Source organism: Duganella sp. 1411 (assembly GCF_017833525.1).
GTDB lineage: Bacteria > Pseudomonadota > Gammaproteobacteria > Burkholderiales > Burkholderiaceae_D > Rugamonas.
Genome location: NZ_JAFICD010000001.1, coordinates 2448484 through 2462875, shown reverse-complemented (window position 1 = coordinate 2462875; position 14392 = coordinate 2448484). Strand labels below are relative to the sequence as shown.

13 protein-coding genes are annotated in these 14392 nt (G+C 64.3%); 8 read left to right on the top strand and 5 right to left on the bottom strand.

Annotated elements, in window-relative coordinates; genetic code table 11:
• Positions 1-24: 24 nt before the first annotated feature.
• Complete coding sequence (locus tag JOD97_RS10285; protein ID WP_209716134.1) at positions 25-432, bottom strand: hypothetical protein; 408 nt, start codon at positions 430-432, stop codon at positions 25-27.
• Between the two features lie 62 nt (positions 433-494).
• Positions 495-1394, bottom strand: a complete 900-nt coding sequence (locus tag JOD97_RS10280) for an NmrA family NAD(P)-binding protein (RefSeq protein ID WP_209716131.1) — start codon at positions 1392-1394, stop codon at positions 495-497.
• 62 nt (positions 1395-1456) lie between these two features.
• On the opposite strand from JOD97_RS10280, the gene JOD97_RS10275 reads away from it, so the two are divergent.
• Positions 1457-2383, top strand: a complete 927-nt coding sequence (locus JOD97_RS10275; protein WP_229264259.1) for a LysR family transcriptional regulator — start codon at positions 1457-1459, stop codon at positions 2381-2383.
• On the opposite strand, the gene JOD97_RS10270 is transcribed toward JOD97_RS10275, so the two are convergent.
• From JOD97_RS10270 to JOD97_RS10260, 3 genes are all read right to left on the bottom strand, one after another.
• Entirely contained in the window at positions 2384-2764 is a 381-nt protein-coding gene (locus JOD97_RS10270; protein WP_209716127.1) for a BlaI/MecI/CopY family transcriptional regulator, read from the bottom strand.
• A gap of 32 nt (positions 2765-2796) precedes the next feature.
• Positions 2797-4119, bottom strand: coding sequence for a leucine-rich repeat-containing protein kinase family protein (locus tag JOD97_RS10265; protein WP_209716123.1), 1323 nt, complete (start codon positions 4117-4119; stop codon positions 2797-2799).
• Positions 4120-4193: 74 nt separating this feature from the next.
• On the bottom strand, positions 4194-5069 hold the full coding sequence (locus tag JOD97_RS10260; RefSeq protein WP_209716120.1) for an MBL fold metallo-hydrolase: 876 nt from the start codon (positions 5067-5069) through the stop codon (positions 4194-4196).
• A gap of 102 nt (positions 5070-5171) precedes the next feature.
• Here JOD97_RS10260 and JOD97_RS10255 point away from each other — a divergent pair, with 102 nt between their 5' ends.
• The 7 genes from JOD97_RS10255 (at position 5172) to JOD97_RS10225 (ending at position 14368) form a co-directional block, all read left to right on the top strand.
• On the top strand, positions 5172-6089 hold the full coding sequence (locus JOD97_RS10255) for a LysR family transcriptional regulator (RefSeq protein ID WP_209716117.1): 918 nt from the start codon (positions 5172-5174) through the stop codon (positions 6087-6089).
• Between the two features lie 307 nt (positions 6090-6396).
• Positions 6397-9249 carry a 2-oxoglutarate dehydrogenase E1 component gene (locus tag JOD97_RS10250; RefSeq protein WP_209716112.1) on the top strand — a complete coding sequence of 951 codons (2853 nt, stop codon included), beginning with the start codon at positions 6397-6399 and terminating at the stop codon, positions 9247-9249.
• Between the two features lie 111 nt (positions 9250-9360).
• The gene (odhB, locus tag JOD97_RS10245) at positions 9361-10617 is read left to right on the top strand and encodes a 2-oxoglutarate dehydrogenase complex dihydrolipoyllysine-residue succinyltransferase (RefSeq protein WP_209716109.1); all 1257 of its coding nucleotides are present in this window, start codon (positions 9361-9363) and stop codon (positions 10615-10617) included.
• An 85-nt stretch (positions 10618-10702) separates the two neighbouring features.
• Positions 10703-11035, top strand: a complete 333-nt coding sequence (locus tag JOD97_RS10240) for a PspC domain-containing protein (RefSeq protein WP_209716106.1) — start codon at positions 10703-10705, stop codon at positions 11033-11035.
• 3 nt (positions 11036-11038) lie between these two features.
• Complete coding sequence (gene lpdA, locus JOD97_RS10235; RefSeq protein WP_209716102.1) at positions 11039-12469, top strand: dihydrolipoyl dehydrogenase; 1431 nt, start codon at positions 11039-11041, stop codon at positions 12467-12469.
• Positions 12470-12546: 77 nt separating this feature from the next.
• Positions 12547-13644 (top strand): cell division protein ZapE, encoded by a 1098-nt coding sequence (gene zapE, locus JOD97_RS10230; protein WP_209716099.1) that lies wholly within the window; start codon positions 12547-12549, stop codon positions 13642-13644.
• A gap of 16 nt (positions 13645-13660) precedes the next feature.
• The gene (locus JOD97_RS10225; protein ID WP_209716096.1) at positions 13661-14368 is read left to right on the top strand and encodes a hypothetical protein; all 708 of its coding nucleotides are present in this window, start codon (positions 13661-13663) and stop codon (positions 14366-14368) included.
• The last annotated feature ends 24 nt before the right edge of the window (positions 14369-14392 follow it).

Genomic DNA, 14392 nt, shown 5'->3' with positions numbered 1-14392 from the left:
GTGCGGAATTTCCCGGAGTGGTTCTTATTTCAGCTTGCGCCCGTCGGGCCGCACCACCAGCAGCCACCAGCACAGCACGCCCAGGGTCAGTTGCGGCAGGTTGAACAGGAACTTGCCGAGCGTGGCGTCGCGCCGTTGCGGCCAGGCCGCGTTGGCGGTCTCGACGATGATGTTGGTGTGGTAGAAACACAATCCCAGCAGGATCAGCGCGGCCACGCCCCACAGCACCGGCAGGCTGGTGACACGGTGGCGCAGTACGGCGGCGACCGGATAGGCCAGCACGCAGGCGAAAACGTACGCGAACAGGTTGGGCATCAGGTTGGCCCGGTTGGCGTGCGGCAGCACGACCGGCACGGCACAGATCGCCACCGCCAGCATGACGGCGATGACGGGGTGCGGATGTTCGGGCCAGGAGTGGAGGCGGCTGTTCATGGGGCGACGCGGAAGAAAAGGGGCTCCATTGTAGGATGAAACCGGCGCGGCGGCGGGCGAACTTAATTAGTTGATGCGACTATGCCTTGCATGACTTGTTCGAGCGAGGTCGTTCCCCTCCAGTGCACCGCGTTGGGATCGCTCGCGATGTCGATATGCCCGTTATTGAGGCTGCGCGTCATGTCGGTGAAACCGGCAAGGGCCGCTCTGGAGAACCCGGCGTCGGCCAGCGCTGTGGGCCACTCGGTTTCCGGCAGGACCGCCACATCGACCGGCCTCCGGAGCCCGGCGGAGATAATAGCGGCGACGTCATTCGGCGCGTAGTCATCGGGCCCCGAGAGCGTGACGATGGAGTTCTCCGTCCGTTCTTGCAGCAGCAAAGCGGCCGCCGCGGTGCCGACATCGACCGTCGCCACCATCGGCAGGGGACGCTGTGGCGGCGCCAGGAACGACGGCAGCGCGCCTCCGCGCATGGCCTGCCCAACCATCGGCGTCCAGTTCTCCATGAAATAGGCCGCGCGCAGGAACGCGGTGGGCACGCCGGCTTCGGCCAAACGCTGCTCGAACCTGCGATTCATCCCGATCCATCCCGTTGCGCTGTCACGGTCGGCGCCCACCGAGGAAAGGGCCACAAGGCGGGGCACGCCCGCCGCGACGGCCGCGTGCGCCGTGATGGCGGCAATCAAGTCCGCCGTCTCGAACAGGTCTTCACGATGGTAGTGCTGTGGATTGACGACATAGGCTCCCTGGATGCCGCCGAGCGCGCCGACCATCGAGGCCAGGTCGGTCAGGTCGGCGACGGCGACCTCGGCGCCACGTTCGGCCCATGGTCGGCCGTTGGCCGGGTCGCGCACCACGACGCGCACGGGGTGGCCCGAGCGCAACAGCGCATCGGCGGTGGCGGCGCCGGTGCGACCGGACACGCCGAATACAACGTAAGGAAGGGGGAAGCAAGCGTTCATACGGTGATCTCCTGTTCAGATGAAACAGAATCGTGCATGATGAGCCGCCATCCATCAATGACATGAAAGTTATAGTCAACATGCACCAAGTGGATTTATCTACCGTCGACCTCAACCTCTTAAAGCTGTTCGAAGCGTTGGCGCGGGAGCGAAGCGTCACCCAGGCGGGGCTGCGGCTGGGCTTGAGCCAACCGGCCGCCAGCCGCGCGCTGGGGCGGCTGCGCACGATGCTGGGAGACCGCCTGGTGGTCCGAGGCAAGCTCGGTCTGGAACTGACGCCGCGCGGTGAAGCACTGGCGGGTCCGGTGGCCAAGCTGCTGGACGATGCCCGGGGCATTGTCTCGCCCGCCGTCTTCGATCCCGCCTCGGCGACGGGGCGCATCACGATCGCCGCCCACGACCATCTGAGCTTGATCGTCCTCGCTGGGTTGATGGCCCGCTTCGAGCGCGATGCGCCTGCGTTAAGTCTGCATATCGCGCAACCCGCCGGGGACAATGTGCGGCTGATCGAGCAGGGGAGCGCGGATCTGGCACTGGGCATTTTCGAGACGCTCCCCGGCAGTTTCCATCGACGTGGCCTGTATGTCGACAGCTTCGTGTGCGTGGCGCGGGTCGATCACCCGGCTGTGGCCGGCGGACTCGGTCTGGAGCGTTATGTGGGCATGCGTCACATTGCCGTGACCATTTCCGGGATGGGGGAGAGCGCGGTCGATGTCGCGCTGTCGACGCTGGGGCTCACTCGCCACGTCGCGCTGCGGGTTCCGCACTTTCTTGCCGGCGCGATGTTGGTGGCGGACAGCGACATGATACTCACCTTGCCGAGCCGGCTGGCGCGCCTGCTGGCGAAAAGGCTCCCGCTCGTGTTGCTGGAATTGCCGTTGGAGGTCGCGCCCTTGTCGCCGGCGATGATCTGGCACGAGCGCTTCCACCGCGACCCCGCCCATGCTTGGGCAAGGCAGCAACTGGTCGACGTCGTCAGTGGAATCTGATTATTTTTCCTGATCCAGCAGCGCCTGGATTTCCGCGCGCTCTTTCTTGCTGACGTGGCCGCCGCGCAGCGCCGCCAGCACCAGCGCCTTGCCGGAGCCGGAGAACGCCTTTTGTATCAAGTCCTTGAGCAGGTTGGTCTGGATCGAATCCTGCTCCTGCGCCGGCGCGTAGACGTGCGCGCGTTGGCTTTCGTCGCGCGTCAGCAGGCCTTTGGTGTGCATCACTTGCAGCAGGCGCAGCACGGTGGCGTAGTTCATGTCCGGCCGCGTCTCGAGCGCGGCGGCGTGCACCTGCTTGGCGGTGGCCGGGCCGAGCGCGAACAGCAAGCGCAACATCTCCAGCTCGGCGGCGGTCGGTTTGGGTGGGGCTACAGTCGTCATGGATGTAGAATAAAATATCTAGAACGTCTTGTCTAGTCTTGTTTGAGCGCGAGCAGCTGCGCTGCGATGTCGGACAGCAGCGGGCGTTGGGCGTTGTCAGGATGCAGGCAGGCGTCGCGCAGCGCGCGCAGGCGCGCCAATGCCGGCTGCATGGCGGAAGGTGCGTCGCAGCGCTCGGCCAGTTCCTCCAGCAGGCAGCCGAAGGCGCGCACTTCAAGCCGTTGCAGCGCGGTGGCCTCGGCGGAGGCCGGATCGTGGAACGAGGCGCCGCCGAAGTCTCCCAGCAAGGTGCTGCCGTCGGGCCGATGCATGATGTTGTGCGCATACAGGTCGCCGTGCGTGATGCCGCGCCGGTGCAGTTGGGCGGTGGCGGAGGCGATGCCGTGGGCGATTGCCAGCGTCGTTGCCAGCTCGAAGCGCTTGCCGGCGTCATAGACGTCGCGCGTACAGCTGTCGAGGCTGGGCGGGCCGGCCAGGTTGATGAACTCCGGGTCGATCAGCGACATAACGAGGCCGTGCACATCTTCGGGATGGCGCTCGAGGTGGCCCAGCACGGGGATCAGGTTCGGATGCGCGCCGGCGCCGAGGCAGGCGGCCATTTCGCACAGCGGCGAGCCGTCGCTGGTCATCGCGCCTTTGAACAGTTTGACGGCGACGTCTTCAGTCGCTCCGTCGTGGCGGTAGTCCGCGCGATAGATCAGGCCGGAGGCGCCTTCGCCCAGCTTTTGCTTCAACGCCAGTTGGTCCCAGCCGATCGCGGACGAAGGCGCGCCCGTCATCGCCAGTTCCCGCGGCGCGCAAAACGGATTGCCGGCGTAGGCCAGCCACGCCAACCGTGGCAGCGACGTCACCCAGGCGGGCAATTCGGTGAGCTGATTGGCGGAAATGCGCAGCAATTCCAGACGGTGCAACTGGGCCATGCTGGCGGGCAGGGCGCGCAAGCGGTTCCCGGCCAGCATCAGTTTCTGCAGCGCCGGGCGCCGTCCCAGTTCATCCGGCAGTTCCTCGATCTGATTGTCTGTCAACACCAGCCAGCGCAGCAACGGTGGCAGCGACTCCGGCGCCACCTTGCCGATGCGGTTGGCCTTGAAGCCGACCATCGTCAGTGCCGGGCAGGCGCCGAGCACCGCCGGCAGTTCGGTGAACTGGTTGTCCGAACAAAAGATGATGCGCATTTTGTGCAGGCGCGGCAGGTCGTCGGGCAGCGACGACAGGGCGTTGGAGGACAGGTCGAGGATTTCCAGCGAGTCGGCCAGATCGAAGATTTCGCGCGGGAATTCGGTGAGGCCGCCGCGCATTTGCAGGCGCTGGACGCCGGCGAGGGCGCCTGCGCGCAACTGCTCTAAGGTATGCATGGGAAGTGGCGGTGAAGGTCAATGTTGAAGTTTATCACTTCACCGCCCCTTGCCCCAGGCCGCTTAGGTCCGGCTTACCACTTCATTTCGCCCTTGGCCACTTTGGCGCCGGTGTCGAGCGCGGCGTTCAGGCCGGCGTCCGGATACAGTTCCTTCATGCGGGCGATCAGCGCGGCCGAGTTGGCGGCCTTGGTGGTCTCGGCTTCGAAGCGGACCAGATAGTCGCGGGTGAAGGCGACGCTGTCCGGCGTCAGCGCGGCGCCCGGCTTGAAGTGGCCCGGCACCACGGTCACCGGCTTGAGCGCGGCGATATGGTCGAGCGTGGCCAGCCAGTTCTTGCGCGACTCGGCGCTTTGGGTGTCGGCGGTCCACACGTGCAGGCCGTTGAAGACCACCACGCCGCCGGCGACGGCCTTGATCGATGGAATCCAGACATAGCTGCGGTCCGGCGTGGCGCCGTCCAGGCCTTCGATTTTCAGCGTTTCGCCTTCGAGCTTGATGGAGTCGCCCTGTAGCGGCTGCGGCACGATGATGCTCTTGGGCGCGTTATCTTTCAGGATCGGCGACCAGTAGGCGACCTTGGCGTCCTTTTTCTTCTCGATGCCGGCGATGGTTTGCGGCGTGGCGACGATCTTGGCATCGGGGAAGGCGGCGTGGATCACGTCCAGGCCGAAGTAAAAGTCCGGATCGCTGTGGCTGACGTACACCGTGGTCAGGCGCTTGCCGCTGGCGCGGATCTTGTCGACCAGCTTGACCGCCTCGCCGCGCGAGAACTGGGCGTCGATCAGCACGGCGTCCTTGGCGCCGCTGACCAGCACCGAGGCGACCGGGAAAATGGCGGCTTCGCCGGGATTGAAAACGTCGAGTTTGAGCGGCGCGGCGCCGGCGCCGCCGACGGTGGCGGCCAGGGCGGCGGACATCAGGGTGTGCTGGATTTTGAAGGTGCGCATGATCGTCTTTCAATGTGGTTGGAAGTGAATCCATCATAAATTTCTTTATCCGACAGAAAAACCGGGTAATCTGCACTTATTCATTGCATGGATCGAGCTAATATGGATCGCATCACCGCCGCCAGGGTATTCGTCGCCATCACCGAGCGCGGCAGCATGATCGCCGCCGCCGACGCGCTCGACATGTCGCGGGCGATGGTCACGCGTTATCTGGCCGAGATGGAGGAGTGGGCGGGCGCCCGGCTGCTGCACCGGAGCACGCGGCGCCTGAGCCTGACGGACGCCGGCGACGCCACGTTGGCGCGCTGCCGCCAGTTGCTGGAGTTGGCCGGCGCGATGGAAGTGGCGGCCGACGCCGACGACGCGCCTAAAGGCTTGTTGCGCATCACGTGCTCGCCGTCGCTGGCGCAGGCCGAGCTGGCCAGGGCCGTGACCGCCTTCCTGAAGCGCTACCCGCGCACCTCGGTCGATCTGCAGGGCAGCAACCGGGCGGTCAACCTGGTCGAGCAGCGCATCGACCTGGCGCTACGCATCACCAATGCGCTGGAACCGAACCTGATCGCGCGGCAACTCGGGCATTGCGACTCGGTGGTGTGCGCGGCGCCCTCGTATCTGGCCGAGCGCGGCGCGCCGCAGCGGGTCGAGGACCTGGCGGTCCACAACTGCCTGGCGTACACCTATTTCGGCCAAAGCCTGTGGCAGTTCACCCGCGCGGACGGCGAGGAGGTCACGGTGCCCGTCAGCGGCAACTTGTCGGCCAATGACGACCACATCCTGCTGAAAGCGGCGGTGGAAGGGGCCGGCATCGCGCTGCAACCGCTCTACAGCGCCGGACCGTTGATCGCGCAGGGCCGGCTGGTGGCGTTGCTTCCGGACTACAAAACGCAGCAAATGGGCATCTACGGCATCTATACATCGCGCCAGCACATGTCGCCGGCGTTGCGGGCGATGCTCGACTTCCTGCTCGACTGGTTTTCCCACACCAACCTTGCTGGAGCGCAACTCCGGGGTCAAGTCTAACATTGCTACACGGCCTCGGCCGTGGCAGCGGTATACGGCCGCGCTCGTGTAGAGATGTTAGACTTGACCCCCGGGTTTAGGCCCGCTGCGCGACTTAGGTGAAAATTAATAGCGGCGGTATCGGTACATAAATGGTTGTTGCGATACAATACCGGTGCTATCCTGAATGACCGTTTTTTGAACCACTGAAGAACTTTAGCCCTTCCCCACAACTTGATGTGCAATCCGCTAACCGGTCAGGCCGTGTCGCGGAAGGTTAGATTAACCCGCTAATTCCTCGCGAAGCGCGAAGAAAGGTGAGCAGCAAATGCAACAATATACGTCCAACTCCTACCTGTTTGGTGGGAACGCTCCGTACGTCGAAGAACTGTATGAGGCGTATCTCAACAACCCAGGTTCCGTGCCAGATAACTGGCGCTCGTACTTCGATGCCATGCAGCACGTGCCGGCCGTCGATGGCACCAACAAGCCAGACGTCGCTCACGCTTCCGTCATCGCTTCCTTCGCCGAACGCGCTAAATCCGGCCCCATCCGTACCGTCGTGGCCTCGGCCGACGTCGAAATGGGCCGTAAACGTGTTGCAGCTACGCAACTGATCGCCGCCTACCGCTATCTGGGTTCGCGCTGGGCCAATCTGGACCCGCTGCAACGCCAGGAACGTCCGACCATCAACGAGCTGGAGCCAAGCTTCTACGGCTTCACCGATGCGGACATGGATACCGTCTTCAACATCAGCAACACCTATTTCGGCCCGGAGACCGCGACCCTGCGCGACCTGCTGAACTATCTGCGCGACACCTACACCCGTTCGATCGGCGCGGAGTACATGTACATCTCGGATCCGACCGAGAAGCGCTGGCTGCAAGAGCGCCTGGAGTCGATCCGTTCGACCCCGAATTTCACGGCGGAAAAGAAAAAGCACATCCTGGAGCGTCTGACCGCGGCCGAAGGCCTGGAACGCTACCTGCACACCAAGTACGTCGGCCAGAAGCGCTTCTCGCTCGAAGGCGGCGAGACCTTCATCGCGTCGATCGATGAGATCATCCAGCGCGCCGGCGAAAAAGGCGTGCAGGAGATCGTCATCGGCATGGCCCACCGCGGCCGTCTGAACGTGCTGGTCAACACCCTGGGCAAGGCCCCTAAAGAACTGTTCGAAGAATTCGAAGGCAAGCACGGCGACGACCTGCCGGCCGGCGACGTCAAATACCACCAAGGTTTCTCGTCCGACATCTCGACCCAGGGCGGTCCGGTCCACCTGTCGCTGGCGTTCAACCCGTCGCACCTGGAGATCGTCAACCCGGTCGTCGAAGGTTCGGTCAAGGCCCGCATGGATCGCCGCGGCGACCACCTGGGCAAGCAAGTGCTGCCGATCCTGGTGCACGGCGACGCCGCCTTCGCAGGCCAGGGCGTGGTCATGGAAACGCTGAATCTGGCGCAGACCCGCGGCTACGGCACGGGCGGCACGGTGCACATCGTCATCAACAACCAGATCGGTTTCACCACCTCCGACCCGCGCGACGCCCGTTCGACCATCTACTGCTCGGACGTGGTCAAGATGATCGAGGCGCCGGTGCTGCACGTGAACGCCGACGATCCCGAAGCCGTGGTGCTGGCGTCGCAGATCGCCATGGACTACCGCCTCGAGTTCCAGAAGGATATCGTGGTCGATATCATCTGCTACCGCAAACTGGGCCACAACGAGCAGGACACCCCGGCGCTGACCCAGCCGCTGATGTACAAGAAGATCGGCCAGCATCCAGGCACCCGCAAGCTGTACGCGGACAAGCTGGTCACGCAAGCCGTGATCCCGGCCGACGGCGGCGAACAGATGCAAGCCGCCTACCGCGACGCGATGGACGCCGGCAAGCACACCGTCGATCCGGTCATCTCCAACTTCAAGAACAAGTACGCGGTCGATTGGCTGCCGTTCCTGAACCGCAAGTGGACCGACTCGGCCGACACCGCCGTGCCGATGACCGAACTGAAACGCCTGGCCGGCCGCATCACCACCGTGCCGGACGGCTTCAAGGTCCACTCGCTGGTCGAGAAGGTCCTGGGCGACCGCGCCAACATGGGCAAGGGCGAGCTGAACCTGGACTGGGGCATGGGCGAACACCTGGCCTACGCGTCGCTGGTCGCTTCCGGCTACGCCGTACGCCTGACCGGCCAGGACGCCGGCCGCGGCACCTTCGTGCACCGCCACGCCGTGCTGCACGACCAGAACCGCGAGCGTTGGGACGCCGGCACCTACGTGCCGCTGCAGAACATCGCCGAAGGCCAGGCGCCGTTCACCGTGATCGACTCGGTGCTGTCCGAAGAGGCGGTGCTGGGCTTCGAATACGGTTACTCGACCGCCGAACCGAACACCTTGACGATCTGGGAAGCCCAGTTCGGCGACTTCGTCAACGGCGCGCAAGTGGTCATCGACCAGTTCATCAGCTCCGGCGAAGTGAAGTGGGGCCGCGCCTCCGGCCTGGTCATGATGCTGCCGCACGGCTACGAAGGCCAGGGTCCGGAGCACTCGTCCGCGCGTCCTGAGCGTTTCCTGCAGCTGTGCGCCGACAACAACATGCAAGTCGTGCAGCCGACCACCGCCGCCCAGATCTTCCACGTGCTGCGCCGCCAGATGGTGCGCCAGTTCCGTAAGCCGCTGGTGATCCTGACGCCGAAATCGCTGCTGCGTAACAAGGACGCGGGCTCGTCGCTGAACGAATTGGCCAAGGGCGCGTTCCAGACCGTCATCGGCGAAGTCGACGAGAAAATCGACGCCAAGAAGGTCAAGCGCGTGGTGGCTTGCTCGGGCAAGGTCTACTACGACCTGGTCAACGCACGCAAAACGCGCGGCCAGACCGACACCGCCATCATCCGTGTCGAACAGCTGTATCCGTTCCCGCACAAGTCGTTCGCCGCCGAACTGAAGAAGTTCCCGAACCTGACCGAAGTGGTGTGGGCGCAGGACGAGCCGCAGAATCAGGGCCCATGGTTCCAGATTCAGCACAACATCTTCGAGAGCATGGACGCCGGCCAGCGCCTGGCCTACGCCGGCCGTCCGGCATCGGCATCGCCGGCCGTCGGTTACTACGACAAGCACTATGCCCAGCAAAAAGACCTGCTGGAAACGGCGTTCTCGAAGCTGAAAGGTTTCATCCTGACGAAATAAGCGTCAAGGGGCCGCGCGCTGGGCGCGGCTTCTCCTTACATCACACTATTTACGGAGCGCCGCCTTGCTACGCGGGGTGGCGCCGCAATAACAAATATACGGAGTTTTACAATGGCACAAATCGAAGTCAAAGTTCCTCAATTGTCGGAATCGGTCGCTGAAGCAACCATGCTGACGTGGCATAAAAAAGTCGGCGACACCGTCGCCCGCGACGAAAACCTGATCGATATCGAAACCGACAAAGTCGTTTTGGAACTGCCGGCGCCGGCCGCCGGCGTGCTGGTCAAGATCATCAAGGGCGACGGTAGCACCGTTGTCGCCGACGAACTGATCGCCGTGATCGACACCGACGCCGCCGCAGCCGCCGCCGCTCCGGTCGCCGCCGCCGCGCCAGCGCCAGCCGCCGCACCTGCGCCAGCCGCCGCGCCGGCCGCCGCCACCGGTGGCAGCAAGGGCGACGTCGCCATGCCGGCCGCCGCCAAGATCCTGTCCGAAAAAGGCCTGAGCGCTGGCGATGTCGCCGGTTCGGGCAAAGACGGCCGCGTCACCAAGGGCGACGCCCTGGCCGCTTCGGCTCCCGCCACCCCGGCCGTCGCGCCGCTGGCCGCCGCCGCGCCGAAGCCAGCGCTGCAGCAAATCGCTTCGCCGACCGTCGCCAGCCTGGGCGAGCGTCCGGAAGAGCGCGTGCCGATGAGCCGTCTGCGCGCCCGTATCGCCGAGCGCCTGCTGCAATCGCAATCGACCAACGCCATCCTGACCACGTTCAACGAAGTGAACATGGCGCCTGTGATGGAACTGCGCAACAAGTACAAGGACAAGTTCGAGAAAGAGCACGGCGTCAAGCTGGGCTTCATGTCGTTCTTCGTCAAGGCCGCCGTCGCCGCGCTGAAAAAGTACCCGATCATCAACGCTTCGGTTGACGGCAACGACATCATCTACCACGGCTACTTCGACATCGGTATCGCCGTCGGTTCGCCACGCGGCCTGGTGGTGCCTATCCTGCGCAACGCCGACCAAATGTCGATCGCCGACATCGAGAAGAAAATCGGTGAATTCGGCGCCAAGGCCAAGGAAGGCAAGCTGACCCTGGACGACCTGACCGGCGGCACGTTCTCGATCTCGAACGGCGGCACCTTCGGCTCCATGCTGTCGACCCCGATCATCAACCCGCCACAATCGGCCATCCTGGGCGTGCACGCGACCAAGGACCGCGCTGTCGTCGAAAACGGCCAGATCGTGATCCGCCCGATGAACTACCTGGCGATGTCCTACGACCACCGCATCATCGACGGCCGCGAAGCCGTGTTGGGCCTGGTCGCGATGAAAGAGGCGCTGGAAGATCCTGCACGTCTGCTGCTGGACCTGTAATAGTTAACCCGGGCACACCGGGGTCGTACCCCTCGGGGTACGACCCCATCCCCCGGGTTTGCGGGTTTCAACTCTTAGGGATGTCATGAGCGTAGCCGAAGAAATCAAGCGTTTGCACGAACTGCATCAGGCCGGCGCGTTGTCGGACGAGGAATTCGCCGCCGCCAAGGCGCGCCTGCTGAGCAGCCCACCGTACCAGCCGGGCGACAATATCGGCGACGATATTTCCCGCCTGCGCCGCTCGCGCAGCGACCGCTGGCTGGGCGGCGTCTGCGGCGGCCTCGGCCGTGTTTCCGGCATCGAAGCCTGGATCTGGCGCCTGCTGTTCGTGATGTTCGTGCTGACCTTTGGTTTCGGCCTGGCGATTTACATTCTGTTATGGATTTTCGTTCCAGACGAAGAACTGATTGGAAAATAAAAAATGAGTAAACAATTTGACGTCGTAGTCATCGGTGCCGGTCCCGGCGGTTATATCGCCGCCATCCGCGCCGCGCAACTGGGTTTCTCCGTCGCTTGCGTCGACGCGTGGGAAAATGAAAAAGGCGGTCCCGCCCCGGGCGGCACCTGCACCAACGTCGGTTGCATCCCGTCGAAAGCGCTGCTGCAATCGTCGGAGCACTTCGAGCACGCCGGCCACGCGTTCAAGGACCACGGCATCGATGTCGCCGGCCTGTCGCTGAACCTGCCGCAAATGCTCAAGCGCAAAGACCAGGTCGTCAAGCAGAACAACGACGGCATCCTGTTCCTGTTCAAGAAAAACAAGGTCACCTTCTTCCACGGCCGCGCCTCGTTCGCCGGCGCCGCCACCGCCGAAGGCTACCCGCTGACGATCTCGGCCCCGGCCAACGAGACCATCAGCGCCAAGCAAGTCATCATCGCCACCGGTTCCAACGCGCGCGAACTGCCGGGCGCGCCTTTCGACGAGCAACTGATCCTGTCGAACACCGGTGCGCTGGCGATCCAGGGCGTTCCAGCCAAGCTGGGCGTGATCGGCGCCGGCGTGATCGGCCTGGAAATGGGCTCCGTATGGCGCCGTCTGGGCGCGGAAGTGACCGTGCTCGAAGGCTTGCCGGTGTTCCTGGGCGCGATCGACGAGCAGATCGCCAAGGAAGCGGCCAAGCTGTTCGCCAAGCAAGGCCTGGCCATCAACCTGGGTTGCAAGATCGGCGCCATCACCAAGGGCGACAACAACGTCACCGTGGCGTATGAGAACGCCAAGGGCGAGGCGCAGACCGCCGTGTTCGACAAGCTGATCATCTCGATCGGCCGCACCCCGAACACCAACGGCCTGGCCGCCGACAAGGTCGGCCTGGCGCTGGACGAGCGCGGTTTCGTGGCCGTCGACGACGACTGCAAAACCAATCTGCCGGGCGTATGGGCGATCGGCGACGTCGTGCGCGGCCCGATGCTGGCGCACAAGGCGGAAGAAGAGGGTGTTGCCGTGGCCGAGCGCATGGCCGGCCAGCATGGCCACACCAACTTCAACACCATTCCTTGGGTCATCTACACTTCGCCGGAAATCGCCTGGGTTGGCCAGACCGAGCAGCAGTTGAAGGCTGCGGGCGTCGCCTACAAGGCCGGCACTTTCCCGTTCCTGGCCAACGGCCGCGCACGCGCGCTGGGCGACACCTCGGGCATGGTCAAGTTCCTGGCCGATGCGACCACCGACGAAATCCTCGGCGTGCACATCATCGGACCGATGGCCTCGGAGCTGATCTCGGAAGCGGTCGTGGCGATGGAGTTCAAGGCTTCGGCCGAAGACATCGCGCGTATCTGCCACGCCCACCCATCCTTGTCGGAAGCGACCAAGGAAGCGGCGCTGGCGATCGACAAGCGCACGCTCAATTTCTAAGCAGTAGCTAAAGGCGGACTGCGGGCGGACTGCGGTCCGCCCGTTTTTGTTTGCGCCGCCCCCACAGAATCGAACCCATGAACGTCGAAGAGTTTTATCAGCAAGCGCTGCAACAGCGCAATTTCAAGGCCGACGCGGCCCAGCGCCGCGCCGTCGATCGTCTGCAGCAATGCTACGACGAATGGGTGGCGTACAAGGGCCAGCGCTCGAGCACGTTCAAGCGCTTGATCAACCGTCCCGAGGTGCCCAAGGGCGTCTACATGTGGGGCGGGGTGGGGCGCGGCAAGTCGTTCCTGATGGATAGCTTCTATTCGGTGGTGCCGCTGGTGCGCAAGACGCGCCTGCACTTCCACGAGTTCATGCGCGGCGTGCACCGCCAGTTGGACGAGCTGACCGGCGTCGCCAATCCGCTCGACGAGGTGGCCAAGCGCATCGCCAAGAAATACCGATTGATCTGCTTCGACGAATTCCACATCTCCGACGTGGCCGACGCCATGATCATGTACAACTTGCTGAAGGCGCTGTTCGACAACGGCGTGTCCTTCATCATGACGTCGAACTACGATCCGAAACTGCTGTACCCGGACGGCCTGCACCGCGACCGCATCCTGCCGACCATCGAGTTGTTGTACGAAAAACTCGACGTGATGAACATCGACGCCGGCATCGACTATCGCGGCCGCGCGCTCGAGCAGGTCGATTCCTACTACACGCCGATCAACGCCGAGACCGACAAGAAGTTGCGCGACGCTTACACCAGCATCGCCGAGACCGCCGACGAGGACCCGGTGGTGCGCATCGAGGCGCGCGAGATCCGCGCGCTGCGCCGGGCCGGATCGATCATCTGGTTCGACTTCCACACGCTGTGCGGCGGGCCGCGTTCGCAGAACGATTATCTGGAAATCGCCAGCCGCTTCCATACCGTGATATTGTCCGGGATTCCGATGATGTCGGCATCGATGTCGTCGGAGGCGCGCCGCTTCACGTGGCTGATCGATGTATTCTACGATCAGGGCGTGAAGTTGCTGATGTCGGCCGAGGTCGAGCCGGAGGAGTTGTACACGACCGGCACCCTGGCCAATGAATTTCACCGCACCGTGTCGCGCATTGTCGAGATGCAGTCGCGCGAGTACATGGATAAAGAACAGCGCGCCGCAGCCGGTTCGCTGGCGTGACGCAACAGGAAAGCATATGAGAGCAAGTTTGAAACCGCTGGGCGGGATGATCGTGGCCGCGGCCGTCTCTGTGGCGCTGGCCGCGCCGGCCATGGCGCAGGAGGCGACGTCGGTAGCGCCGTCGTCGCACTCGGTCGCCGAGGCCGACGCCACCCTGGCCAGGGTGGCGACCGAACGCGAAGCCGTCAACGCCGAGTACGCCGCCGGCGAAGCGGTCTGCTACAACAAGTTCTTCGTCAACAACTGCCTGGACAAGGCCAAGGAAAAACGCCGCGTCGAGCTGGCCAACCTGCGCGCGCTGGAAGTGGAAGCCGAGCATTTCAAACGCGCCGCTTCCGTGGCGCGCCGCGACGCCGACCTGGCCGAGCGCGCCCGCAAGGACGACGAGGAATTGGCCCGGCGCGAGGCCTTACCGCCCAAGCCGGTCAAGGATGTGGACAACGCGCCGCCGCCGGCGCCGCCCAAGGGCCGGCGCATCGCCGAGCGCGAGGCCGACCATGCCGCCAGGATGAAACGCGAGGCGGCGGCGACGGCCGCCAACGCCGACAAGCGCGCCGCCAGCGCCGCCCGCTACGAGCAGAAGAAGATCGATGCCGAACGGCGCCAGGCCGATGTGGCCAAGCGGGTCGCCGAGACCGAGCGCAAGCGGGCCGCCAAGGTCGAGGCGGAGAAGAAGAAGGCCGCTGCCGCTGCGGCCGCGGCGGCGGCGGCGGTGAAAAAATAAGGCGCTGGCGCCCGGCCGCGCCAC

Coding starts and splice junctions, on each gene's coding strand:
- JOD97_RS10265 (WP_209716123.1), bottom strand. CDS start 4,119: ATGCATACCTTAGAGCAGTTGCGCGCAGGCGCCCTCGCCGGCGTCCAG.
- JOD97_RS10270 (WP_209716127.1), bottom strand. CDS start 2,764: ATGACGACTGTAGCCCCACCCAAACCGACCGCCGCCGAGCTGGAGATG.
- JOD97_RS10275 (WP_229264259.1), top strand. CDS start 1,457: ATGAAAGTTATAGTCAACATGCACCAAGTGGATTTATCTACCGTCGAC.
- JOD97_RS10225 (WP_209716096.1), top strand. CDS start 13,661: ATGAGAGCAAGTTTGAAACCGCTGGGCGGGATGATCGTGGCCGCGGCC.
- odhB (WP_209716109.1), top strand. CDS start 9,361: ATGGCACAAATCGAAGTCAAAGTTCCTCAATTGTCGGAATCGGTCGCT.
- JOD97_RS10255 (WP_209716117.1), top strand. CDS start 5,172: ATGGATCGCATCACCGCCGCCAGGGTATTCGTCGCCATCACCGAGCGC.
- zapE (WP_209716099.1), top strand. CDS start 12,547: ATGAACGTCGAAGAGTTTTATCAGCAAGCGCTGCAACAGCGCAATTTC.
- JOD97_RS10260 (WP_209716120.1), bottom strand. CDS start 5,069: ATGCGCACCTTCAAAATCCAGCACACCCTGATGTCCGCCGCCCTGGCC.
- lpdA (WP_209716102.1), top strand. CDS start 11,039: ATGAGTAAACAATTTGACGTCGTAGTCATCGGTGCCGGTCCCGGCGGT.
- JOD97_RS10280 (WP_209716131.1), bottom strand. CDS start 1,394: ATGAACGCTTGCTTCCCCCTTCCTTACGTTGTATTCGGCGTGTCCGGT.
- JOD97_RS10250 (WP_209716112.1), top strand. CDS start 6,397: ATGCAACAATATACGTCCAACTCCTACCTGTTTGGTGGGAACGCTCCG.
- JOD97_RS10240 (WP_209716106.1), top strand. CDS start 10,703: ATGAGCGTAGCCGAAGAAATCAAGCGTTTGCACGAACTGCATCAGGCC.
- JOD97_RS10285 (WP_209716134.1), bottom strand. CDS start 432: ATGAACAGCCGCCTCCACTCCTGGCCCGAACATCCGCACCCCGTCATC.